Source organism: Streptomyces ovatisporus, from assembly GCF_042653885.1.
Lineage (GTDB): Bacteria > Actinomycetota > Actinomycetes > Streptomycetales > Streptomycetaceae > Streptomyces > Streptomyces ovatisporus.
Genome location: NZ_JBHSFH010000004.1, coordinates 771,733 through 796,479, shown reverse-complemented (window position 1 = coordinate 796,479; position 24,747 = coordinate 771,733). Strand labels below are relative to the sequence as shown.

Here is a 24,747-nt window from a genome sequence, read left to right as displayed (position 1 = left end):
TTACCGTCCGCGGCGGACAGTCGGTCCTCCCGGATACCGGAGACTCTCACACCTACTAGGATCAGCGTCTGCATGACCGGTAGCTGTTGCGATGGCGGGGGCGTCGGTGCGTAATTGCGAATTTATCGTGAAGGACTGATGTAACGGTGAGTGTGGTCATCGTGAAGCGGCAGCCACGGGTCATGCCGCCGACCGTGCCCGAAGGGGAAGTCAAGCTGGAATCCCCTCCCGAACTGCCGCGCGACGGTGAGAACGACGTCTGGATGAATCTGCTGCCCGTCCTGGGCATGGGCGGTTCGGTCGCATTCTTCTTCATGCCGGGCGCACCTTCCTACATGAAGGTCGTCGGCGGTCTGATGGCGGTCTCCACGGTCGCCATGGCGATCGCACAGGTCGTCAGGGCGCGGCGAGGGGGGCGCGCCCAGATGGGACAAGCGCGGAGGGACTACTTCCGCTATCTCGACCAGATCCGGAAGGACGTCCGCAAGACATCGGAGGCGCAACGCAACGCGCAGCTGTATCAACACCCGAGTCCGGACCAGCTGTGGGCGATCGCGGGTGACGGCAAACGGCTGTGGGAGCGCCGCCCGTCCGACAACGACTTCTCCTCCGTGCGAATCGGCACGGGATGGCAGCAGCTGAGCACTCCGCTCGTGGCACCTGAAACGGCGCCGAAGGATGAACTGGAGCCGCTCACAGCGGAAGCGATGAAGTCCTTCCTGGACATTCACCGTTCACTTCCGGATCTCCCCATCGCGGTGAGCCTGAGGGCCTTTTACCACGTGGTCGTCACCGGAAGTACGGACGAGGTGTACGGCAATGTCCGGGCGGCGCTCGGCCAGCTCTCCGCGCTGCACTCGCCCGAAGAGCTCATGATCGCGGTCGTCGCCCACCCGGGCTCGATGGCGGAATGGGACTGGACGAAGTGGCTGCCGCACTCGCAGCATCCCTCGCAGTCCGACGGCGCGGGCCAGGCACGGCTGTTCTACGACGACCTCGGGCAGCTGGAGGAGTCGCTCGCCGGCCAGCTGGAGGGCCGGGCCCGCTGGAACCGCGACGGGACGCCCGTCGCGGACCAGCCGCACATCATCGTCGTCCTCGACGGCGGCTCGATACCCCCGGACTCACAGCTCGCCGGCGCGGAGGGCCTGCAGGGCGTCACCTTCATCGAGGTGGCTCCCGGCGCTCTGGACGACCAGATGTCCGGCGGCCTCACGGTGCACGTTCGCGAGAAGGCTCTCGACCTCTACGTCGGCCGGGAGTCCGCCTACTCGGGCAAGCCCGACCTGCTCAGCTACGAACAGGCCGAAGCTCTCGCCCGCCAGCTCTCCCCATTCCGGATGGGCAGCGGCGACGAGGGCGAACCGCTGCTGTCCAACCTGGACTTCACCGACCTCATGGGCATCGGTGACGCGGGCTCCGTCGACATGTCCCGGACCTGGCGGCCGCGTTCCCTGCACGAGCGGCTCCGGGTCCCGATCGGCATCGGCGGCGAGGGCGAGCCCGTCATGCTGGACATCAAGGAGGCGTCGCAGGAGGGCATGGGCCCCCACGGGCTGTGTGTCGGCGCCACGGGCTCCGGCAAGTCGGAGCTGCTCCGCACGCTCGTGCTCGGTCTGGCGGTGACGCACTCGTCCGAGACGCTCAACTTCATCCTCGCGGACTTCAAGGGCGGCGCGACCTTCACGGGCATGGCCGACATGCCCCACACGGCCGCGGTCATCACCAACCTCGCCGACGAGCTCACACTCGTCGACCGCATGCGCGACGCCATCACCGGTGAACTGAACCGGCGTCAGGAAGTGCTGCGCAAGGCGGGCAACTACGCGAACATCACGGACTACGAGAAGGCGCGGGCGGCGGGCGCGGCACTCGACCCGCTGCCGTCCCTCGTCCTGATCATCGACGAGTTCAGCGAACTCCTCACCGCCAAGCCCGACTTCATCGACATGTTCATCCAGATCGGCCGGATCGGCCGGTCCCTGGGTGTGCACATGCTGCTGGCCTCGCAGCGGCTGGAGGAGGGCAAGCTCCGCGGACTGGACACCTTCCTGTCGTACCGGATCGGTCTGCGTACGTTCTCCGCCGCGGAGTCCCGCACCGCCATCGGCGTTCCGGACGCCTACCACCTGCCCAACGTGCCGGGTGCCGGCTACCTCAAGTACGACACCGAGACGATGGTGCAGTTCAAGGCGGCGTACGTCTCCGGCGCCTACCGCGCGGCGGGCCCGACCAGGGTCAGCCAGTCGACGCAGACGCGTCCTGTGCAGTTCACCGCGACGCCCGTCGCGCTGCCCGCGACGCCGGAGCCGGAGAGGGTCGACACCGACACGGTCGACGACGCGCTCGCCGACACCGTGCTCGACGTCATCGTGCAGAAGATGGTCGGCCAGGGCCCGTCGGCGCACCAGGTGTGGCTGCCGCCGCTGGAGGAGGCTCCGTCCATCGACCAGCTGCTGCCCTCGCTGGCGCCCACTCCGGAACGAGGGCTGACAGCGCCGGAGTACACGGCACTCGGACGCCTCGTCGTGCCGGTGGCACTGCTGGACAAGCCGTTCGAACAGCGCCGTGACGTCCTGTACCGGGACTTCTCCGGGGCCGCGGGTCACGGCTTCTTCATCGGCGGACCGCAGTCGGGCAAGTCGACGCTGCTGCGCACGCTGATGACGTCGTTCGCGCTCACCCACACGCCGTCCGAAGTGCAGTTCTACTGCCTGGACTTCGGCGGTGGCTCGCTGCTCGCGATGGAGGACCTCCACCACGTCGGCGGCGTGGCGAACCGCCTCGACGGCGAGAAGGTGCGCCGGACGGTCAGCGAGGTCATGTCGATCCTCAACGAGCGTGAGGAGTACTTCAGGGCCAACAACGTCGACTCGATCGCCACCTTCCGCCAGCGCCGCGCCGCAGGGCAGCTGCCGGACCAGAAGTGGGGCGACGTCTTCCTCGTCATCGACGGCTGGGCGACGTTCAAGAACGACTACGAGATGCTCGAGAGCGACATCACCGACATCGCCACGCGTGGTCTCGGCTTCGGCATCCACCTCATCCTCACCGCCTCGCGGTACACGGAGGTGCGTCCCGCTCTCAAGGACCTCCTGCAGAACCGCGTCGAACTGCGGCTCGGCGACCCGTCCGAGTCGGAGATCGACCGCAAGGTCGCAGCGAACGTACCGGCGGGGCTGCCCGGCCGCGGCCTCAGCCCCGACAAGCTGCATCTGATGACGGCGCTGCCGCGCATCGACGGCTCCTCGACGCTGGAGGACCTCTCCGAGGCGACCAAGCAGACGGTCCGGGCGGTCAACGAGCACTGGACCGGAGAACCCGCACCCGCGGTCAGGCTGCTGCCGACCATGCTGGAGGCGTCGCGGCTTCCCAAGGGATCCGACTACCCGGAGCTCGGCCTCCCGTTCGGGATCGACGAGGCATCGCTGCGGCCCGTATTCGTCAACTTCGAGACGGACCCGCTGTTCGTCGTCTTCGGCGAGAGCGAGTCCGGGAAGAGCGCGCTGCTGCGGCTGCTCATCCAGAAGATCACGGAACGGTACGCGCCGGACAAGGCCAAGATCGTCGTCGGTGACTACCGGCGTGCGCATCTGCAGGGCGTCCCGGAGACGCACCTGTCGCGTTACTGCGCGGCCGCGCCCGCACTCCAGGAGACCCTCGAGGGCCTTGCGGGGTCGATGTCGCGCCGCATGCCGGGGCCGGACGTCACACCGGAGCAACTGCGCAACCGCAGCTGGTACGACAGCCCGGACGCCTTCGTCATCATCGACGACTACGACCTGGTGGCCACGGGGCAGAACCCGCTGATGCCGCTGCTGGAGTACCTGCCGTTCGCGCGGGACGTGGGCCTGCGCGTCATCATCGCCCGCTCGTCCGGCGGAGCCAGCCGCGCGCTGTACGAGCCGGTGATGCAGCGGATGAAGGAGCTCGGCGCGCAGGGTGTCGTCCTTTCGGGCGACAAGTCCGAGGGCGCCCTGCTGGGCAACATCTCCCCGTCGCAACTGCCCGCGGGGCGGGGCTACTTCCAGACCCGCCGCCGGGGCGGACAGCTCGTCCAGACGGGGTGGCTGCCGGCGCACAACTGAGGGGCCCGAGGCGGATCTGCCTCGGCCTCGTGCAACGCGGAAGGAGCCGGGCGGTGATCGAGGATCTCCGCCCGGCTCCCGCGTGTGCAGTAGGTGCCGTCCGGCGTCGTGGACGAGTGCCGACGCGTACGGCCACGTGGCTGCGACGCCCCCGTCTCCCGTACGGGCAACGGGGCGTGCCGGGCCGCGGCGGCCGGCTGGTTCCACCATGCGTGGTGATCGTCACGTGGGATGATGACGGGACCGGGCTCGGGGACTGCGGCAACTGTGGGCGGACGGACGCGCGGCCCGCCGGAGTTACGTTCAGGCCGACGTGAGGACGAGAAGGAGCAAGCGCCGATGGGGACGCAGCAGGAGAAGGACGAGCTGTACGCGATGGACATCTCCGACGCCGTCTGGGAGTCCGCGCCCGGCGCTCCCGAAGAGGAGCGGGTCGAGATCGCGCACCTCCCCGGCGGCGCCGTGGCGATGCGCAACTCCAAGGACCCCGGCACGGTGCTGCGCTACACCGAGGCGGAGTGGCGCGCGTTCGTACTCGGGGCACGCGACGGCGAGTTCGATCTGGAGCCGGCACCGGAGAACGGCGGGGCGCGGGAGGGCTGAGAGACCGGCCTGCCGCCGGGGTCAGCCGCGTCGGGCCGAAGCGACGACGCTCCGGTGGTCGCGCTCCGCGCTCGTACGTTCCGAATGCAGTACGTGAGCGCGGCGCTGCACCGTCATGAGGCCCTGCCCTCCCGGTCGCGCGAGCACGCCGCCGAGCTGGAGGTCTCCGGCGAACCACGCGCCCTTCTCGAGCTCGGCGTCCCAGCGGTTCCAGCGGAGAGGGTTGCGCGCGGACATCGTCGGCGACCAGGTCCCGTGCTCGTCGGAGTACCAGCCCTCCGCATCGTCGGTCGTCCGTGCGGTGTGCGGGGATCGGAACTGCACGACGACGCCCGTCCCCTCCCGGACACCGCCCCCTGTGATGCGCCGCACCGCGGGCAGGGCCTGCCACGGGCAGGCCTCCAGTACACTGCGCGCACGTCGCACCCGCGACAGTGCTCCTCTGCACGTGTACAGCGAGAAGAGCAGTCCGAACATGCCCACGGTGAAGACGAGCGGGCCGATGGAGCTCACGGGCTTTGCCTCGTCGCTGGTCAACGAACTCACCGCAAGTCCGAGAACGAGGGCCGCCGACCACAGAAGGCTCCGGAACCACAGCCTCCGTGACACCGACCGACGCGTCCTCTCCCACGCGTCCCGGGTCTCCGGGTCGTCGAAGGCGACCTCAGTCAGCGGCAGTTGAGCCTCCGGCCCAGCCATGATGATTCCTCCAGCTGCTCGATCAGATGCTCCCGCCCGAACCCCGCACTTCCAGGGTTCACAGCCGGCAGCGGTCGAGACCTGCTCGCTCGGCCCGCTCCCGGCGCCCCGGTCCGGCCTTGTCACGCTCTCCCTGCAGGGCCGCCCAGTCCTGAGGCTGTACGAACATCAACTCCCCCGAACCCGGTACGAGAAGAGCGCCTCCGAAGACATCGTCGCCCGCGAACCACACGCCGTCGGCGATCCCTTCAGGCCACCACCTTCCGATCGGCTGCCGGGCGGACATCTTCGGGGAGCCCTGGGCGTCCGTGAACCTGAGTACACGCTTCCCGCTGCCGCGAAGGCTCAACTTCTCCACAGGGCCACGGAATGCGAACCGGTACTCCTCGAGCACCCTTGCGGAGAGCCGGACCCACCGCTGCTGCTCCAGCCAGAAGCGCGTTCCGAGAAAGACCCCCATCACCGCAAGCGGGGCGAGGGGCACGACGTAATCGGACTCGGTGACGGGAAGCAGGGCGCCGAGCGCAAGGCTGACGACGACGATGGCCACCATGCGCTTCCGCAGCACCGAACGGTGATGGTGCACCACGCCCCGGTGGTCCGTCCCGTCCGTGGCATACCGGGCCTCTCCACCGCCCGAGGACTTGTACAGCACCGCGAGTACGGCCATGCATCCCCAGGTGATGAGGCCGATCAGGCCGGGCACAGCGAGCAGGAAGAAGGAGTCGCTCAGGACGCAGAGCGAGAGCGCGTAGCAGACCGCGAAGCCCGCCGACCACGCACCCGCCCGCCGCCACCGGGACGGGGGTCGCACACCCCGCCCGCTCAGGGCGCCGCTCCCGGCTCCCGCTCCGACGTCCCGTGTCCCGTCCGGGGCCTCGTCCCTCATCCGAAGTCGTTCTTCACCGCGTAGGCGGCCGATCCGGGCTCCGGCTCAGCGGCTCCGCCGGCAGCTGCTGGATCGTCGAACGTCACCGTACTGGCCACACCACGCAGCACGTTCCGGAAGTCGTCGACCGACTCCAGTGACGGCGTGACCAGTTGAAGGGCGATGATGGCCGAAGCTCGCGTGTCCGGGATGGCGACCATGCCCTGCCACACCGGAGCTTCCTCGGGCTCGTCAGCGTCCGCGTGGGACGAGCCGGGAACCACGCTGCGCCGGACGGACTCCGTGAGGAAGCCCGGCCCGGAGGGCAGTTCGAGGGGGACGATGCCGTTGTCGGCCGTCTCCCCCGCTCCGGAAGCCATCAGTGTGGCGAGCACCGCCTTCGGATTGACTCCCTGCACACCCACGCTCGACACCGTGAGGACGGACGTGGCGACGTCACCCCGTCCGTCCGGGTGCATGCCGATGGCGCAGCCCTGCACGCGGTGCTTCTGCATCTCCCACATGGTGAGGGCGTACAGGCGGAAGACCTGGTCGGCCCGGTCGCGTACGTCCTCCGGCAGGGCGAGGATCTGACGCGCCATCTCGTCCAAGTGCTCACGGTCCGGACGGACTTCGAGCTGAAGGTAGCCGTGCGGGAGGTCGTACCAGAATTGCGTGGCGGGCCGAACCGCCGAGTCCTCCGGCGTGGTGCTCACAGCCGCAGCCCTGCCACGAGATCACCCATGCCGTCGGCGAAGTCGGCGGCGCCGCCGGGGAGCCCGTACGCCGCGGCGCCGGCCTTGGTGAACTCGGCCCCGTCGTGGGCGGGCCCGGCGTCCGGGATCACGCCTGCCGTCTCGAGGGACGACGCGGAGTTGGCGAGGACGTTGGCTCCGTTGATGCCGTACTGGAGCAGCCCCGTATTGGGGTCGGTGGCCACGTCCAGCGCCTTGAAGTTGAACGCCGAGACCGTTTCCCTGCCGAAGGCCGCGACCTTCGAGGTTGCGGACATCACGTCGCCGCCCTCTCTGGCTGCTCCGGCCAGCATGCTCACTTCGCCGCCGGCCTTGCCCAGTGCGCCGGCGCCGGGGATCATTCCGAGCGCGTCGCCGCCCATCGAGGCCCAGGCACTGAAGGCCTCCATACCGCCGTACTTGCCCGTGAGCGAGTCCCGGAAGTCCTCACTCGCGAGGTTCTTGGCCATGTTGGCGGCGCTGGCGACGACCGCGATACCCGCGAACACCGGGGCGAGCGGGGTGGGGAAGAGGGCCAGCAGGCCGGCGATCGCGCCGATCGTGCCCGCATGGTCGAGGAGGAACTTGCCGGCGGCCTTCAGCCCGTCACCGATGGCGCTGAGGGTCTTGCTCAGCCAGCCGGGCTCCTTCGGTGCGAGGTCGTCCTCCGCCTCGTCCAGGGCGTCGGCAACCGTGTTGGCCTCGCGCTCGTGCTCCTTCTCCAGCTCCTTGGCCTTCGAAATGACACTTTCGTAAGCCTTGTTGGCCTTCTCCAGGCTGGCGGAGGCGGATTTCAGACGGCCCTCCGCAGCCCGCAGACGCGCGGTCGCCGCATCGGCCTCGGCCTGACTCGGGTACTCCTTGCCGCCGAGTTTGAGATCGGGGTCCTTGCCGGCTTCGTCCTGCTGCGTCTTGGCCGTGCCCTGGGCGGCCTTTGCTTCCTTCGCCTCGTCGTCGTACTTCTTCGCGAGCTCACGGTTGGACGTCAGATCGCCGTCCCACTTGGTGAGCTGGGCAGCCGCCTTCTCCAGCGACGCTGCCGCGTTCTTCATGTACTTCGGCAGATCGCCGTCGAGTTCGTCGCGGAACGCGTCCGCCGCGTCGCCCTCCCAGTGGCTGCTCTCGCCCAGCAGGCGCTCGATCTGCTGGTACGAACTCCGCAGAGCCTTCGCGGCCTTGTCCACCTTCGTCTTGAGGGAGTGGACTTCGGTCGGGATGCCCGGCACCGGGTTCCAGCCGAGGTTCGGATACGGATTCGCTGCCATCACTTGCCCCCGCCGGAAGTACCCTGGTCCGCCATCTGCTTGAGAGCCTTCTCCAGGTTGTCTTCCATCTCCTGGTAGCTCTTCTTGTTCGCCTTCACGCCCTCCTTGATGCCGCCGATCATCTCGCTGAGCTGCTCGGAGCCGTACTTCCACTTGTCCTGGAACGTGTCACAGGCCTCGTCCAGCCGTGATGTCCCGATCTGGTCCCCGCGGACGTGCGAGAGCGCGGTGCGAGCTTCGTCCAGATCCTTGACACTGCTCTCCAACGACTTGACGAACTGATCGAGTTGATCAGTGTCCGTCTTGAAGTGATCCCCCATGAAGTACCTCTCCTGAATGCGGAAGGAGCCGAAAGAGATGCTCGAGCGACGCAGAACCGGACAGGAGCCAGAGGGCATGGCGGGAGCGCGGGAGCATCGCGTAGCGGCGCCGAGTATACGAGTTCGCCGGACCCACGACGGAACGCAGGCGGACCCCTCGACGGACACGCCACCCCATCCCGGCCGGCGTCTCAACGTCACTGCACACATGGCGAGTCGACCAACCCGGCTCGATCTTCCTCGTGACGGTTCACGCCTGGCCGGGCAGGTGAGGGGGCAGCGAGGAGCTCCGGTCCGCATCGCTCCACGCCCTCCGCGACCGCTCCACGGCACCGCAGGGCATGATGGGCACTTCCCCTACCGCGGTGCGCACACCACCGAACGGCATGACAGAAGGGCGGCCCAGTGAACGACCAGCCTCGGGACAAGGCATCGGGTGGATCTTCCTCGAGTCCACAGTCCCTGAACAGAACCATGCTGATGATCTTCCTGGGCCTTCTGGCGGTCGCGGCGTGTGTCTGGCTCGTGCTCGTGCTCACCGACGCGGCCGAGCCCTCCGACGCGCTCGTCGCGGTCGGCGGCGCCTTCGTCATCCTTGCTGCCATCACCGATGCGACGATCCGCCACAAGCGGCAGGCCCGGCAGAAGCAGCGCTTCCCCTCCGTCGACGCTATCCGCCGGCACGTCGACAGCGACGCCCTGCGTCAGGTGAGGGACCAGAAGGGCGAGGTCCCCGCCGTGAAGGAGCTGCGCAAGCAGGTGCCGGAAGTGTCGCTCGCCGACGCGGTCAAGGTGATCAGGAGCCTCTGAGGCAGCCGGATCACGGGCCGTGGGAACGGCCGCCGGGGGCCCTGCGTCCACGGGTCACTGACCCGGCCCCCAGCGGCCCCCGTCTCCTCTCCCCCTGCCGCCCTATTGCCTCGTCGAGGTTGTGGCGTCCGCCGTGGCACTCGCGGCGGAGCGCTTGCGGCGGTGGTCGCGGGCTGCGATGGCAGTGCCGCCGATGAGAAGCGTCAGTACGGTGCCGGCCGTCATGACATAGACAGAGATGCGCTGTGTGCGTTCCGTCCTGCTCTCGCCGACGGTGAGCTTCATAGGCGTGACGTGCCTCTTCTGCTTCGCCTTGTCGGGGACGGGCCTGGACTGCGCCTGGTCGTCACCGGTCAGTGCGGCGACGGGATCGACTACGCCCCAACCGAGTTCCGTATCCGGCCCGGTGCCGGGCCTGTCGGCCGTCTGGGCGAGGCGGGCGGAGATCTCCTGGGCGCTCCAGTCCGGGTACTTCTCGTACATCAAAGCGGCCACGCCGGCGACGTACGGTGCGGAGAACGAGGTGCCGTCAGCGGGGCACTGCCCGCCCTTGGGCACGGTGGAGACCATGCCGACGCCGGGCGCCGCAACATCCACGAAGCGCCCGGACTGGGAGAAGAAGGCCCGCTCGTTGTTGCGGTCGGACGCGCCGACGGCGAGAACGCCGTCGTACGCCGCAGGGTAGGTGTTCTCCGACTTCCCGTCCGCACCGTCGTTCCCGGCGGCGGCCACCACGAGGATGTCCTTCCCGACGGCGTACCGGACGGCGGCTTCCAGTCCCGCATTGGGCTTCTTCGCGACGGTGTCGGAGGAGATGTTGATGACTTGGACGTTCTTGGACGCGGCGTACCGGATCGCCTTCGACATCGTCTCCGAGTTGCCCTGCTTCTCCGGGTCGTCACCACCGGTGTAGCGGAGCGGCAGTATTTTCGCGTCCGGCGCGATACCGGAGAATCCGGTGTTCTCCGCTTCCTGGGCGGCGATGATGCCGGCGACCCGGGTCCCGTGGCCGTTGGTGTCCGCCGTGCCGTTCGTCTTGCCGACGAAGTCGTCTCCGCCCGCCTTGAGCGCGGGACGGATCTGGGGATTCCCCTTGTCGACACCCGTGTCGATGACGGCGACTGTGACGCCCTTGCCGGTCGCCTCGCTCCACAACTCGTCGAGGAGTACACGCTGGAGCGACCACGGCGTGCTCTTGATGTTCTTCCCGCCGAACTTGCATTCGCCGCTGTCCAGACCGAAGTCCGGGGTCCTGCCGTCCTGGGTGCGTTCCTCGGACGGGCCGCCGCCCCGGGACGGTGCGGCGGAGTCGGCGGTGGCCGGTGCGACGGAACCGACCGCGCTCAGACTCAGCGCTGCGAGCACGACGGACATCCGCTGGACGCAGCGGGTTCTCGGGGGCCTCGGTGACTCGGCCCCCGCCTTGAGGTCTTTACCGTTCGATGTGGCAGCCATGGCCATCGTGATTCTCCCCCCGGGGACGCCGGCCGTGCCGACGTGCCTGCCCGGCCCGGTCATACGCCCTGACGCAACGGCAGGAGTGGGCCGGCCATCGAAAATGGCCGGCCCACTCCCGAACGGGCGCTGCCGGTTGCTCAGTTGCCCCAGACGTTCGCGTTGCTCTTCTCGGTGGACTGGTAGTTGTCCGCCGAGTTCTGCAGCGCGGTCGAGATCTTGAGCAGGACCTGGTGCAGGTGGTCCGCGGTCTGGTCCCACTGGCGCTGCTTGGCCTGGTAGCCCTCCTGAGCGGAGCCCTCCCAGGTGTTGGCGACGCGCTTGACCATGGCCTCAAGGTCGTCGAGCTGGCTCTTGATGCGGCCGGCAGTGGACCTCACGTCCTGCGAAGCCTGCGTCACCGTCTGGAAATTAACGAGAATTCCGGACACTTACGACTCCTCCTTCAGCGATTCTTCGGTAGTAGTAGCTGTGAACTCGTACGGCGCGGACGCCGGTTGATCGGCCGAGTGGCTCTTGATCAGCCGAAGTCCGACATGATCTTGCTGACCTCGGAGTTCTGCTGCTCTTCCGTCGCCGAGTAGTTCTGACGCGTGGAGTCGACGGCTTCCTTGATGTCGTTGAGGATGTTGTTCATCTTGCGAGCATCCTCGTTCCACTGCTGCTGCAGCCGGTGGTAAGCACTGGCGGCCTGGCCCTGCCAGCCGCCGGCGATCTGGCTGATCACACCGTCGAGGCGCTTGACCTCACCCTGGACGGAGCTGTTGACCTCGCTGATCTTCGACGACAGAGCTCGGAGCTCGTCCTCTGTTACCCGAAACTGTCCTGCCATGGCGCACCTTCCCCCATGCTCATCCTGTGAACGTCTCAGCAGCCCGGATCGGGCTGGTGGGTCACCCTACGCCACGTACAGAACGGGCCGTCAGCTGACACCGTGAGAACACTATCCTGCCCCACCGACACAGCCGTTCGCATGCCATTACTGTCACGTGGTCAACACACTGCCGCGACCGACTTGTTACCCCACCGTGGCCGGTGCTTTGCGAAATCGGCCCGACGGGCCCCGATCGGCACCCGGAACCCCAGCCCCCGAGAGAGACGTAACTCCCGCACGTACGGCGAGAGTTACCCCCTACCCGTCAGACCGGGGGCCGATGCATGGAACTGCCGACTCTCTCTCCCTACAGTCCCTGCTCCTGGGATGCGCTGTCGGAGTCGAGCGTCGGGCCCTTCGGGAGCAGCGACGACCAACTCTGCGGCACCGGGGCGATCTTGGATTTCTCGTACCCCAGCCGCGCCGTGGGGCTGTCCTCACTGGCTCCGGCGCCCCCCTGGTTGCCTCCGCCTCCCGTCGGAAGGGCATAGCGGAGGCCCGAGTCGGTCAGCAGGAAGCGGGCCCCTCCGCCGCCCCGTCCACTCAACTCCTGGTAGAGGAGCCCGGAACCGGAGCTCACGTACGCACTCGCCGCACCGTCCACGATGTTGGCGGGGTACTCGGGTCCCGCCCAGGCCGCCAGTTTGGGAGTACCGCCGCCGGCCGTCCTTCCGGTGTAGACGCTGCAGGAAACGGTGCGGGAGGTTCCGTCGATGCCCTGAGCCACTCGGTTCACGGGATTGAGCACGTCGTCCGGCCAGCCCCGGCCGCCGGAGTCCTCCTTGGTCGTGGCTCCGGCGTTCGCCGCCTGAATCTCGCTCACGGAGATCGGCTTCTTCTGTCCGAGATCCGCTCCGCCCATGGCGAGATTCGCGACGAGTGCGGAGGTCCGCTGCACTCTGTCTTTCAGTACCACGTAGTAATACGAAGCGCCTGCTGCGCTGGACTTCAGCACCATTCCGACCTCACGGGCTTCCGCGGGAAGTTGCTCAGCGCCAGCGAACGACGCCGGAGTCCCCGCCTCCGCCTCCAGGTCCGGGTAGGTGAGGTTGTCCCCGTCGTTGAGCGTCTCCAGCCACTGGCTGGAGACCGTCTGGGGCTCTTCGGGCTTGCGCAGCACAAGCCTCGTGAGAAGAAGGCGCTCTCGCTGGAACCGGGCATCGTTCCGGTTGCGCCCATGCAGCAGCATCTTCGTGCCGGTGCCGTCCACCAGGTATTGGTCGCCCGTCTTGCTGTCCTTGACGTACAGCGCTTCCCCGTCACCCAGCCGGTACTTGTTCTTGAGCTTGTCCTTGTCGCGCCCGCCCAGTACGAACACCCCCTGCTGAGGCTCGCCTCGGCCGCCGGGCTTCTCGCAGACCGCCCACTCCTTGGGCGCCTCGGCATCGGCCTTGCTCGGCAACCGGTCGGGCGCGTACGGAATGCCGATGGTGGCGCCACGGGCGATCGGGCTTTCGTCGATGTCCTTGCCCGAGACCTCTATGACTTCGCCCTTGCCTTTGTCCAGCACGAGTTTGGCGGACGCGAAGTTCATGACGGGGTGCAACTGCTTCTTGCTGTTCTTGTTCTTCTGGAGGACGACGTACCGCGTCGTGGAATCGCTGTCGACGATGATGTGCTCGCCGGGCTTGTCCCAACCGGGCGGCGCGCTGGGGGCGATGGCGCCCCATGCGACGAAGCCCGCGACGAGCACGATGCCCATTACGGCACTGGGCATCATCGCCCTCACCGGACGCGGCGCCTCCTCGTCCGAGACTCTCGATTCCGGCTGCAGAAAAGCCGCAAGCATGCGCTTCCGCGCGAAGGTGTGGGCGCTGAGCTCGTCCCGCCGCGTCGCCATCGGTCCCCGTCTCTCCCGTTCCCGTGCTGGTGAAATACCCGGTGCTGGTGGTGTCTTGGTGGTGTTCCGTGTCCGGGGCACTGCCTGCGCCGCCGCATCCGGCTCCGCGCCGCCCCCAAGTCCGCCTCCCCCGGCGGCACTACTATGCCGCCCCACCGTGCGTACGCAAACGCCCGGGTGGCGGGGTAGGTCGCGGTATCCGCACAATGCCCTCACGGCCTCTGCTGTCAGTCGCATGCGGGACCGCGTTCGCGGTGAGTATCCTGACCCGGCCGGTTTCCGTTGCGGTGCAGGCCGGTCCGGCCCGCATACGGTGCCGGGGCCGGCGCAGGGCACACGTGACCGGCGAACGACGGCACAGCAGGGGGCGACCGCAGACGCCGCGGCGGCGAATCGCCGAAGCGGGAATTCACCGAAAGCATGACGCAGAAACGCGGACGGAAAGCGCCGTGCGGCCGGAACTCGTCCGGCGATCAGTGCGACGGCGCACCGTACGCGGAAGCGGCGACTGAGGTCAGCAGCCGAGCAGATGACACCTCGAAGGGGAAGTACGGGGGATGACGAGCGCCACCCGCAGCCGGTCACGGGACCGGCGCGTCCCGTCGCAGCGCGACGAGGAGCAACAGGGCCCGGCAGCATCGCCGGCACCGACGACCGCGACGCTCCGGCTGAGCAGCAAGCCGGGCAGTTTCGGCCCGGTGCGGCTGCAGCAGCTGATTCTCATCGAGATCGCGGCGGGCCTTCTGGTCGTCGCCTGGTTCTCGCAGAAGTGGCTGCTGGTGCCTGCCGCCGTGGTCGCCGGCCTGCTGATGCTCTTCGCGCTCGTACGCCGGCGGCAGCACCCGCTGTCCGAGTGGTACGAGCTGAAGCGGTCGCTGCGGCGGCGCAAGCGCGGCGAGAAGTACCCGGTTCCGCCGGGCACCGACCCCAGTCTCGCGCCGGTCGTCGAGTGCGACCCTGCGATTCAGACGTCCACCTATGTGACGCGTGAGGACCGCGCGGTCGGGATGGTCGGCGACGGTACGTTCCTGACGGCGCTGATCGCCGTCGAGGGCAAGGACGCTCCGCTCAAGCCGGGGCGCATGGGCCGCGTCGAGCACCCCCTGCCGCTCGACGTTCTGCACGACGCGCTGACGACGGACGACATCCGGCTGGAATCCGTCCAGGTCGTCCAGCACACCCAGCCTGCTCCTGCGCCGCATCTGCCCGAACAGTCCGTGGTGGCCCGGTCGTACGGGATGCTGCAGGAGGCCGCGGGCATCCCCTCGCTCCGGATGACGTGGGTCGCGCTGAAGCTCACGCCCGAGCTGACGCCGGAGGCGGTCGAGGCCCGTGGAGGCGGACTCGGGGGCGCGCAGCGCTCGCTGGTGCGCGCTGCCGATCAGCTCGCGAGCAGGCTCGAAGGCGCCGGGTTCAGTGCCTCCGTACTCAACGAGACGGATGTCGTCCAGGCGCTCGCCACCTCCACCTGTCTCAACCCCCGGGCCAACAATCCGACTTCACCGGACGGACGTTCCGCTCAGCGGCGTACGGAGGAATCCGTGCGCGGCTGGCGCTGCGACGACCGCTGGCATGCCACGTACTGGATCAGCCGCTGGCCCCAGGTGGGTCCGAACGCCGTGAGCTCGGCGCACCTGGCGTCGATACTCACCTCGCTGCGCGTCTTCACGTCCGTCTTCAGCCTGACCCTCGGGCGGGGCGACGGCCGTTCGGCGTCCGTCGCCGGGCACGTGCGCATCGTCACTCGCAGCGAGGACGACCTGTCCACAGCGCGCCGCGAACTGCAGCGCACGGCGAGCCGGGCGAAGACCGGCCTCGTCCCGCTGGACCGGGAGCAGGTGCCCGGTGTGCTCGCCACTCTGCCGCTCGGAGGCACCAGCTGATGTCCACCCCGATGATGCCCCGCCAGACCGGTATGCCCGGTGCGGGCCTGGGCCGTCAGCAACCGCAGGGCGGCCTCGGTCAGGACGGCGGACCGGCGGTACAGCCGCGTCACGTCGCGACCCCGAACGACACGGGGATGATCCCCGTCTTCGGCCGCAACGACGAGGCCGACCAGGATTCGACGCGTCCGCGCCGCCCCGGGTTCGGCCTGCGCGGTCCGCGTCATCTCCGGCACAAGGTGTCCCTCGACGAACTCGCCGCCGTCGGCGTGCCGTTGGGTGATGACGGCATCGTCATCGGCACCGACGCGCAGAAGCAGCCGGCCGTCCTCGGACTCAGCCGGCGCACGGCCTACGACGTGCTGCTGATCGGCGGTCTGTGGACGGCGCAGGTTCTGGCCCTGCGTGCGGCGGGCACAGGGGCACGGGTGGCCGTGGAGACCGGGCGCGCGCACGTATGGACCTCGCTGGTGCGGGCGGCCGGCGCCGAGCAGCAGTGCATCACCATGTACGAGGTCGGCCATGTGCCGTCACTCGGGCCTTCCGTGAGCAGCCCGGTGATCATCATTCGCGACTGCGGCATGAAACCGCCGCGCGGACGGGTCAGTTCGGCACCGTGGCAGTCCGTCGTGACGCTGCTGCCCTACCTGAGCCCGGCCGCTCCGCGGCTGCTGCAGACCTCCTCCCTCGTGGGCATCCAGCGTGTGTCTCCGGACGAGGCCGCGCACCTGTCACGGACGATGCGTCTGCCGCGGGAGGAGACGGACACCCTCTCGACGCTCGGTGACGGCGTCACTCTGTGGTGCACGCGGAAGGACCGGTACTACTCCCTGACCACGCCGACCGACGCCGAGGCCGGACTGCTCGGCAGTGCACGGCGTCTCGACTGAACGCGACGGGGTCGCGGGAGCGCCGCCGGCAGCCCGAAGGCCGTCGGCGGCATCCACACAGTGAGACGGCAGCCCGTGATTTCTCCGCTGTCCCGGAGGCCCGCGACAGCGGAGCTTCGGCCGGGATTCAGGAGCGGTGAGAGGGCCTGCGACAAGCGGAGTTGACCCCAGAACCCAGCGCTCCGAGACTGGACCGAGACCTTCGACTGGTTGAGTCGGGTCGTATCGACAGAGACGGCCTCCGGGCACGGTGTGCGGACGGGGCCGCAGTGCCGTGCCCGAAGTCGTGTTGACTAGGCTGGGCCGTGCGCGACAAACGGGGTGTGCGACCACACAGCAGGAGGCATTGTGAGCAGCGATCGGGACGAGATCCGCTGGGGCAGGACGGCGCCCGATACCGATCGGTTCGATGCGGATTCAGCGCCCGAGCAGGACAACGAATCGACGGGCCAGTTCACCATCGACTACACGCCTCCGGCCTGGTACACGCAGGACGCCGACAGCGCAGCGGCCCCCAACACCCCCGGCGTGGGTGACAATCCGAGCGGTCCGATGAGTCCGCCGCCTCCGGTCGCCGGGCCTCCGCAGCCGCTGCCGGGTACGCCGCCCGAGCAGCCTGTCGCGCCTGTCGCATCCGAGCCGTCGCAGTTCCCGGCCCCTCCGCCGGTCACCACCCCGGCACCTCCGGTGCAGGAACCCGATGCCCAGCAGGACTTCTCGCTCGGGGTGCCCGGCACTCCCGCGGCCGATCTGTGGGGCAGCCCGGACGCGTCCGCCCATCCGCCCGGCTTCCCGCAGACCGAACCTCCCGCGCAGGACGGCCCCGGGCGTACGGGGGAATTCGAGCGGCCGTCCGAAGGCAGCATGGGATCGGCCCGGGACGACACCGGCTCCTCAGCGACTCCGGGGAGTTCGGACGCTTTCGATCCCTTCGCTGCTTCAGCTCCGCCGTCGACCGACGACTCCGGTACCGGCGGAACCGGGGGAACCGGCGAGTTCGCACACAGCGCGGATGCGGGCAGTGAACCCGGGGAGACGGAAGCGGCAGAGGACCACCGTCCGCCCTCCGGCGAACAGGCCGGAGAGACAGAACCGTCCGTGGAGCCGGAGGTCCCCTCGGCTCCGGGCGACCCGCGGAGCCCGGAGAGCGACGCGGGCGCCAACGACGATGTGCCGGCCGGCCTCACTGACAGCTCAGTGGCGAGCGAGGGGTCCGTCGACGACGCTTCGGACGCGGCCGCCGATGCCTTCGCGTCGGACGGCGGCACACCGGACGCATCTTCGTCTCCCGCGCAGACGGCGCCCTGGCCACCGACGACGGGCAGCGGAGGCGTCCCGGCACAGGCTGCCGAACTGCCGCCCCTGCCACCGGACTTCCCGCCCGCCGAGCCCCGGCCCGAAGCGCAGAGTGCTTCGGAGGCCCAGCCGGCGGCCGCCGCGGAACGCCCCGCCGCAGAGGCGGACTCTGCGGACACGACTCCCACCCCTGCGCCGATGCCGGCGGACGGGACCACCATTCTTTCCCTGCCGCAGCAGGGCGGATACGGGTACCCCCAGCCGGGGCAGCAGCAGCCTCAGCCCGGACACCAGCAAGGGCAGTTCCAGCAGGGGCAGAACGCACCGCAGCAGCAGCCCGGCCAGCCCCAGCAGGGTGCAGCCTGGCAGCAAGGTCAGCCGCTTCCCCCACAGCAGCAACAGCAACCCGCAGCACAGCCCGGCTACGGCTACCCCCAACAGCACCAGCCCACACAGCAGCCACCCCAGACACAACACCCCCAACCCGGACAGCAAGCCCCACACGGCCAGCAACCCGCCACCCCCAACGCCCAACCACCCCAGACCGGTTACGGCTACCCCCAACAGCACCAGCCCGGCCAGCCCCAGCCCGGCCAGCCCCAGCAGGGTGCAGCCTGGCAGCAAGGTCAGCCGCTTCCCCCGCAACAGCAACAGCAACCCGCACCACAGCCCGGCTACGGCTACCCCCAACAGCACCAGCCCACACAGCAGCCACCCCAGACACAACACCCCCAACCCGGACAGCAAGCCCCACACGGCCAGCAACCCGCCACCCCCAACGCCCAACCACCCCAGACCGGTTACGGCTACCCCCAACAGCACCAGCCCGGCCAGCCCCAGCCCGGGTACGGGTACGCGCAGCCCGGACAGCAGGGTCCCGCAGGCCCGGTGCCCCACGGCCCGCAGCCGTCCGCCGGCGACCCCGGCGCGGGAGCGGGCCACATGCCCGGCGAGGACGCACGCCGTCAGAGCCAGGGCGGCAATCCGCTGGGTTACACCGCGGCGGTGGAGCTGTCGTCCGACCGGCTGGTCAACAACCGCAAGAAGCCGCGCTCCCAGAACCCCGCTCTCGGCGGCAAGTTCCGGTTCGGGTCGAAGAAGGAGGAGGCGGAGCGGCAGCGGAAGCTGGATCTGATCCGCACCCCCGTCCTGTCCTGCTACCGCATCGCGGTGATCAGCCTGAAGGGCGGAGTCGGCAAGACGACGACCACCACCGCCCTCGGGTCGACGCTCGCAACCGAGCGGCAGGACAAGGTCATCGCCATCGACGCCAACCCGGACGCGGGAACGCTCGGCCGCCGAGTGCGCCGTGAGACGGGCGCGACCATCCGCGACCTCGTGTCGGCGATCCCCTACGTCAACAGCTACATGGACGTCCGCCGGTTCACCTCACAGGCGGCCTCCGGGCTGGAGATCCTGGCCAACGACGTGGACCCGGCGGTCTCGACCACCTTCAACGACGACGACTACCGCCGTGTCATCGACGTTCTCGGCAAGCAGTATCCGATCATCCTCACCGACTCGGGTACGGGTCTGCTCTACTCGGCGATGCGCGGAGTGCTCGATCTGGCCGACCAGTTGGTCGTCATCTCCACGCCGTCCGTGGACGGCGCGAGCAGTGCGAGCACCACGCTGGACTGGCTCTCGGCCCACGGCTACGGGGACCTTGTGCAGCGAAGCATCACGGTGATCTCGGGTGTCCGTGAAACCGGCAAGATGATCAAGGTCGAGGACATCGTGTCGCACTTCCAGACACGCTGCCGGGCCGTCGTGACCATTCCCTTCGACGAACACCTCTCCGCAGGTGCCGAGTTGGAGCTGGACATGATGCGGCCCAAGACCCGGGAGGCCTACTTCACCCTCTCGGCACTCATCGCCGAGGACTTCGCACGCCAGCAGCAGGAGCAGGGCCTTTGGCAGGGCAACGGCAACAACCCGCCCGCCCAGATGCCTCCGCCGATGCCCGGACCTCAGCAGGGGTACCCACCGCAGCAGCCGTACGCGCAACAGCCCGGGCAGGTGCCGCCGCAGCCGTACGCCCAGCAACCCGGCCAAGTGCCGCCGCAACAGCAGCAACCGCCCTACCCGCAGCAGGGTGGCTGGCAGCAACAGCCGGGGCAGGTCCCCCCGCAGGGATAAGCGGAGGGACGGAGGGCGCCGGTGGCGACTGGGGGCCCGCTCGGACTACGAGGAAACCCGCAGAGGACGACGACGAGAGGGCCGGTCCGGATCATCGGACCGGCCCTCTCGTACCGTCCAGGGCTGTGTCTCTCCCGGTCTCTCCCGGGGGCTCGCGGTCTTCCCCGGTCTCTCCCGGCCGCTCGCGGCGCCAGAGGCCCGGGCCACGGTCAGACCGAGGCCGCCGGGCCGTCCCCGGCCTGGGCGACCAGGTCCCGGCAGCGGTCGACGTCCCCTGCCATCCGCTCCAGGAAGGCCTGAAGGGTGTCGAACTTCTCCTGCCCGCGGATGTACTCCAGGAAGTCGACGGCGACGTGCTTCCCGTACAGATCGAGATCCACGCGGTCGATCGCGTACGCCTCGACAGTGCGCTCGGTGCCGTTGAACTGCGGGTTGGTGCCCACCGAGATCGCTGCCGGCATCCGCTCGCCGTCAGCCGTCAGCCAACCCGCGTAGACGCCGTCGGCAGGGACAGCGGTGTGCGGCACGGTCTCCACATTCGCAGTGGGGTAGCCGAGTTCACGGCCACGCTGTGCGCCGCGCACCACCACGCCCTCGACGCGGTGCGGACGTCCGAGGACTTCGGCGGCGCCCCGCACGTCACCCTCGCCGACGAGCCGCCGGACCAGCGTCGAGGAGAAGGGCTCGCCGTCACCCGCCGTGCCCCGTTCGTAGAGATCGACGACCACGACGTCGTAGTCGTAGGTCGTCCCCAGCCCGGCGAGGAACGCGACATCACCTGCCGCCCTGTGTCCGAAGCGGAAGTTGGGTCCCTCCACGACGCTGCGGGCGTGCAACTTGTCGACCAGGACCTTGACCACGAAGTCGGCGGCTGAGAGCTGGGAGAACTCGGCTGTGAACGGCAGTACGAGTACCGCGTCCACACCCAGCTCGGCCATGAGTTCGGCGCGCCTCGAGTGCGGCGCCAGCAGCGGCGGGTGGCTGCCCGGCCGTACGACCTCGCTGGGATGCGGATCGAAGGTGACGACCACTGCGGGCACGCCGAGTTCACGGGCGCGTGCCACCGTCCTGCCGATGATCAGCTGGTGCCCCCGGTGCACCCCGTCGTACGAGCCGATGGTGACGACGCTGCGCCCCCAGCCCTCCGGGATGTCCTCCAAGCCACGCCAGCGCTGCACGTCCTGCTCCTCGCCGATGCCGATGGTTTCGCCGGTCCAAGGGTGCCATGCCGCTGAGCAGCACCCGCACCGGACCCGCGTCTACACGCAGTCGGCCAGGGCCTCGCTCGCGCCGCGTACTCCCGGTCCTGCCACAGCCGTCCACGCCCCGGGAACAGCTCCGGCGACGGCTGTCCACGCGGCCGGTTCTGCTGCCGCCCAGGACCGCAGAAGCCGGCCGAAGTCCGGCCGCTCGCGCGCCAGACCGGTCAGTCGGCGGTCGTAGCAGGCCGCGCCCTCGGGCGTACGGGCCATCAGCAGGCCGAGACGCCGTACGAGCTCTCCCTGACCCTGTCCGGCACAGAACGGCTCGCTCGCCCCGGGACGATCCTCCGCATCCGGTGCCGCCGGCCGCTCCCCCTCGGGCTCGTCCGCGGTACCGCTGTGGGCTGCCGCCTCCAGAGCCCCCGCCAGGGCGGCGTCCAGTACGTCCAGGTCGCACTCGCCCAGGAGCAGCACGTCCAGCAACTCGTCCCGCACCGGGTCCTCCGGGACGGCGGCGAGCATGCGGGCGAGACTCGCCCGCAGCGAGCCGTACGGCGAGGTCAGCAGTGCGTCCACCAGCGTCTCCAGCCCGGCGCGGCCCCCGCCGCGGTGCGTGAGCCGGAGGCGTACGAAGGCGGCCAGCGGCTCACCTGCCCGTTCCGGCCGCAGCTCGGCGTACTCGCGTACGAGCTCCGCCGTCGGCCGTGCCAGATCGGGGTCGCGGACGTTCGCCAGTGCCCCCACCAGGTGGTGTGTGCCACTGCCCGGTTGGCAGAGACGTCTGCGGAACGCGGCCAGCACAGCTTCAGACCGTTCGCGAAGGGCCGCGGTGAGCGCATCGGAGAGCACCGGAGCACCGGTGGCGGCCAGCTTGTCGAGCGCCGCGTCCAGATGCCGCTCCCAGTCGTCGTCGACACGCAGGAGCAGTGCGAGGGCGTATTCGTGCAGGGACTGTTCGGCCGGGCGCTCCAACAGTGCCATGGCGGCATGCTGCAGGGACGTTCGTCGCGCTGCCTCGCCGTCACTGCCGGTGCGGGCAGGACCGACGGCCAGCCGCAGCCCGTATTCGGCGGCGGCGACCCGTCGGAGGCTGCGGTCGTCGGCCGCCCAGCGCTCCACTGCACGGCACAGTTCAGTCGGTTCGTCCTGTGCGACTTCTCCGAGCAGTTCGTCTGCGTGGGGATGGCAGGCGTCGATCAGCAGGTCCAGCAACTGCCCGGGAGCTGCTGCACGGTGCGCGTACAGCAATGCCTGTGCTGCGGAGGCCACAGTGGGTGAAGGGCCACAACCGGCGTCGGCTCGGCAGTCGAGCTTCCGGCGGTCGGTGAACCAGGCGCACAGCAGCGGCTGTACGGCTCTGGGCTCGGCGGCCAGCAGGTCGCCCACCACGTCCAGAAAGCGCTCAGGCCCGTGGTCGTCGTCCGTACCGTGCGGTGGGTCGGCAGGGAGCATCAGACGCAGCAGCTCGGTCTTCCGGGCCGCCGGCAGCCCGACCCTCCGCCAGAACCAGGGCCCGAACACACCGGTCCGGCCGTCCACGCCGATGTGCTCGGCCAGTGCGCGCAGCACACGGCTGTACGGCTGGGCGTCCGGCACGCGCAGCAGTGTCTCCAGCAGCAGTCGCGAGGCCCACCAGGAGCCCTCCGGTCTGCCTTCCGCGAAGCAGACGGCGGTCAGCGGCAGAAGTCGCTGCTGCAGCGATTCCGGGCCTGCCGATTCGGAGCACAGCAGCAGAGCCTGCACGACTGGTCCGATGCGGTGGCGGGGGACGGTGACAGCCGCCGTGGTTCCGTCCTGACTGTGCACGAGTGCCGCGAGCGACGCGTCCAGGTCGAGGTGGCGTCCCTGGAGCCAGTCGGCGAACTCTTCGTCGGCGAACCGGAATCCGTTCCCCGCCGGCTCCAGCACTCCCTCGGTGAGCACTGCCGAAGCCCAGCCGCCGGTCTGCGGGAAGACCTCCGCGAGGTCGGCGCGGGCGACCGCGCCCCGGCCCATGCCCAGACAGCGGCGTGCCGCCTCGTGCAGTGCGCCCGCAGCCCGTGCGGCCAGCCGCCGTACGTCACCGCTGTGTTCGGTACGGCCCTGTGCGACGGCCACGCGGCGGGCGATGCGCAACGCTGTCAGGTCGAGGTGCGCCGAGAACAACTCGGAGCGGTGGGCCGGCGGCGGCACAGGCGCGTCGCACTGGGCGGACAGGCCCTCTCCGGGAGCCCCGCAGGTGCCGGCGGGAGCGCCGGCGATGCCGGTGTCGTCGGTCACACCGGTGGCGCCGTGTCGCTGTTTGCGGGCGTCGACGCCCAGTGCGGCCCGCACTTCGGCCAGCATCCGCATCGCCAGCGGATGCCCTCTGTCGCTCTCGGCCAGGGCGTACTCGTCGAGTCCGTACCGTTCGCGGGCCTGAGCCGCCGCCCCGGAGGGCAGGGGACCGAGCCGTACGCACGGCGGCAGCGCCGACCCCTCCGTTGCGTCGGCGACTGCGGCTCCCGCTTCCGGCTGCCCGGCATGGAGCATCGTGCGGGGGAAGAACTCGCCTGCCTGCTCCCACAGTTCGGGACCGCACGCGAGCACCATCCGCGCGCCTGACGCCCGTAGCCAGCTCGCGGTGCCGGTGATCCACTGCCTCAACTCCTGGAAGAGCGCGGCGGGCATCTCCTCCGGCGCGTCCAGAAGTACCAGGAGGGGGCGCCGGCCGTCCCGCGCCAGCCGTGCCACGACGTCCGCACTCGGCGCGCGCTCCCAAGCGCTCTCCTCCCCGGCCGGGAGGCGGAGACCGCGCGCACCACTCGCGCACGACACGCCAGAACCTGCGGCGACGGTGCGTGCGGCCTCCGCCAACGCCCGTCCCACTGCCTCCCGTACGCTGCCGTCGCCCGCCCGGAGTGCGGCGCCGCGCAGCCACACAGCAGGAGTCGCGTCGCCGGAGCACTGGGCGGCGAGGGCGGCCAGTTCCGTGCTGCGCCCCGTGCCCGGCCTCCCCACGAGGGCGACGACCGAAGCGTCGCTGCTGGGGAACCGGCGCAGCGCGTCGGCCACTCGGGGCCGGCGCACATGCAGCCGCGCGCGTTCCGCGACGGGCTTGAGCGACTCCTCCGTCAGGGCGAGTACCCCCGCGGGGTTGAGGTCGGGACCGTATCCGGGCACGGTCTCCGCGTTGCGCGCCAGGACGTCCTGCAACTCCCCTTCGCTCTCCCACAGTTCGACGTCGATCAGGGGCACCGCGAAGCAAGCCGTCCGGTCCGGCGTGTGCAGTGCGGTGCCCAGCACGCCCAGCACCGCTCCTGTCGCCGCGTCGACGACCGGGGATCCCGACGCCCTGCTGCTCAGGTGCAGTTCGACTGCCGCGGCCTCCGGCATCGCCAGCTCCATCACGCCGTTCAGCGTGTAGAAGCGGTCCGTCGAGGTGTAGGTGACGCAGGTCTTCCCGGCCAGCTGCGCGTCCGTCCAGCACCCGGCCCCGGATGACGAGGGCCGAGCGGGGGTGTGGCCTGTGCGCAGCCGTACGGCTGTTCCCGCCGCCCGGGATTGTCCGTCCCCGATGACCAGTGGAGCGGCGCGCAGGCCCTCCGTACGGATCAGCGCCAGGTCCCGTTCCGGGAGCGGAATGATCTCGTGAGCCTTTGCCAGATGGCTCCGTCCGTCGGGGGCGTGCACGACGAGGCGGCCGAGACCGTCCACGGCCTCGTGACTCGTGATCACCGTGCCGCTGTGGTCGGCGAAGAAGCCGCTGCCCCGGGGCCGCCCGGCCAGATCGCAGATCCTCACCGATACGGGCTCCGCAAGC

The 24,747-nt window shown here is 69.6% G+C and carries 17 protein-coding genes; 6 read left to right on the top strand and 11 right to left on the bottom strand.

Features of this window, described 5'->3' with window-relative positions:
* The first annotated feature begins 146 nt into the window (after positions 1 to 146).
* Both eccCa and ACFPA8_RS08425 read left to right on the top strand, forming a co-directional pair.
* On the top strand, positions 147 to 4,088 hold the full coding sequence (eccCa, locus tag ACFPA8_RS08430) for a type VII secretion protein EccCa (protein WP_386444583.1): 3,942 nt from the start codon (positions 147 to 149) through the stop codon (positions 4,086 to 4,088).
* A gap of 339 nt (positions 4,089 to 4,427) precedes the next feature.
* Positions 4,428 to 4,691, top strand: coding sequence for a DUF397 domain-containing protein (locus tag ACFPA8_RS08425; RefSeq protein WP_386444580.1), 264 nt, complete (start codon positions 4,428 to 4,430; stop codon positions 4,689 to 4,691).
* A 21-nt stretch (positions 4,692 to 4,712) separates the two neighbouring features.
* Here the strand turns inward: ACFPA8_RS08425 and ACFPA8_RS08420 are convergent, their stop codons facing one another.
* Genes ACFPA8_RS08420 through ACFPA8_RS08400 form a run of 5 tightly spaced genes read right to left on the bottom strand, consistent with a single transcriptional unit; the run spans position 4,713 to position 8,577 of the window.
* On the bottom strand, positions 4,713 to 5,390 hold the full coding sequence (locus ACFPA8_RS08420) for a hypothetical protein (protein ID WP_386444577.1): 678 nt from the start codon (positions 5,388 to 5,390) through the stop codon (positions 4,713 to 4,715).
* Between the two features lie 58 nt (positions 5,391 to 5,448).
* Positions 5,449 to 6,279 (bottom strand): hypothetical protein, encoded by an 831-nt coding sequence (locus tag ACFPA8_RS08415; protein ID WP_386444574.1) that lies wholly within the window; start codon positions 6,277 to 6,279, stop codon positions 5,449 to 5,451.
* Positions 6,276 to 6,974: a hypothetical protein gene (locus ACFPA8_RS08410; protein WP_386444571.1), complete on the bottom strand. Its 699-nt coding sequence runs from the start codon at positions 6,972 to 6,974 to the stop codon at positions 6,276 to 6,278. The genes ACFPA8_RS08415 and ACFPA8_RS08410 overlap by 4 nt, the downstream gene beginning before the upstream one ends.
* Positions 6,971 to 8,257, bottom strand: a complete 1,287-nt coding sequence (locus tag ACFPA8_RS08405; RefSeq protein WP_386444568.1) for a putative T7SS-secreted protein — start codon at positions 8,255 to 8,257, stop codon at positions 6,971 to 6,973. Before ACFPA8_RS08405 ends, ACFPA8_RS08410 begins: the two co-directional genes overlap by 4 nt.
* The gene (locus ACFPA8_RS08400; RefSeq protein ID WP_386444565.1) at positions 8,257 to 8,577 is read right to left on the bottom strand and encodes a calponin homology domain-containing protein; all 321 of its coding nucleotides are present in this window, start codon (positions 8,575 to 8,577) and stop codon (positions 8,257 to 8,259) included. The genes ACFPA8_RS08405 and ACFPA8_RS08400 overlap by 1 nt, the downstream gene beginning before the upstream one ends.
* A 474-nt stretch (positions 8,578 to 9,051) precedes the next feature.
* On the opposite strand from ACFPA8_RS08400, the gene ACFPA8_RS08395 reads away from it, so the two are divergent.
* Positions 9,052 to 9,387 carry a hypothetical protein gene (locus ACFPA8_RS08395; RefSeq protein ID WP_386444562.1) on the top strand — a complete coding sequence of 112 codons (336 nt, stop codon included), beginning with the start codon at positions 9,052 to 9,054 and terminating at the stop codon, positions 9,385 to 9,387.
* 102 nt (positions 9,388 to 9,489) lie between these two features.
* Here ACFPA8_RS08395 and mycP read toward each other — a convergent pair whose 3' ends face one another.
* From mycP to eccB, 4 genes are all read right to left on the bottom strand, one after another.
* Entirely contained in the window at positions 9,490 to 10,761 is a 1,272-nt protein-coding gene (gene mycP / locus ACFPA8_RS08390; RefSeq protein ID WP_386444559.1) for a type VII secretion-associated serine protease mycosin, read from the bottom strand.
* 221 nt (positions 10,762 to 10,982) lie between these two features.
* Complete coding sequence (locus ACFPA8_RS08385) at positions 10,983 to 11,273, bottom strand: WXG100 family type VII secretion target (RefSeq protein ID WP_070010651.1); 291 nt, start codon at positions 11,271 to 11,273, stop codon at positions 10,983 to 10,985.
* Between the two features lie 89 nt (positions 11,274 to 11,362).
* Entirely contained in the window at positions 11,363 to 11,674 is a 312-nt protein-coding gene (locus ACFPA8_RS08380; protein ID WP_070018068.1) for a WXG100 family type VII secretion target, read from the bottom strand.
* Positions 11,675 to 12,023: 349 nt separating this feature from the next.
* Positions 12,024 to 13,556 (bottom strand): type VII secretion protein EccB, encoded by a 1,533-nt coding sequence (gene eccB / locus ACFPA8_RS08375; protein WP_386444554.1) that lies wholly within the window; start codon positions 13,554 to 13,556, stop codon positions 12,024 to 12,026.
* A gap of 557 nt (positions 13,557 to 14,113) precedes the next feature.
* Between eccB and eccE the strand changes: the two genes are divergently transcribed.
* From eccE to ACFPA8_RS08360, 3 genes are all read left to right on the top strand, one after another.
* Positions 14,114 to 15,439, top strand: coding sequence for a type VII secretion protein EccE (gene eccE / locus ACFPA8_RS08370; RefSeq protein ID WP_386444551.1), 1,326 nt, complete (start codon positions 14,114 to 14,116; stop codon positions 15,437 to 15,439).
* A gap of 32 nt (positions 15,440 to 15,471) precedes the next feature.
* On the top strand, positions 15,472 to 16,329 hold the full coding sequence (locus tag ACFPA8_RS08365; RefSeq protein ID WP_386444749.1) for a hypothetical protein: 858 nt from the start codon (positions 15,472 to 15,474) through the stop codon (positions 16,327 to 16,329).
* A 348-nt stretch (positions 16,330 to 16,677) separates the two neighbouring features.
* Positions 16,678 to 19,764 (top strand): SCO5717 family growth-regulating ATPase, encoded by a 3,087-nt coding sequence (locus ACFPA8_RS08360; RefSeq protein ID WP_386444548.1) that lies wholly within the window; start codon positions 16,678 to 16,680, stop codon positions 19,762 to 19,764.
* A gap of 209 nt (positions 19,765 to 19,973) precedes the next feature.
* Here ACFPA8_RS08360 and ACFPA8_RS08355 read toward each other — a convergent pair whose 3' ends face one another.
* Positions 19,974 to 20,942 (bottom strand): bifunctional riboflavin kinase/FAD synthetase, encoded by a 969-nt coding sequence (locus ACFPA8_RS08355; RefSeq protein ID WP_386444545.1) that lies wholly within the window; start codon positions 20,940 to 20,942, stop codon positions 19,974 to 19,976.
* 81 nt (positions 20,943 to 21,023) lie between these two features.
* Entirely contained in the window at positions 21,024 to 24,728 is a 3,705-nt protein-coding gene (locus tag ACFPA8_RS08350; protein ID WP_386444542.1) for a trypsin-like peptidase domain-containing protein, read from the bottom strand.
* Between the last annotated feature and the right edge of the window lie 19 nt (positions 24,729 to 24,747).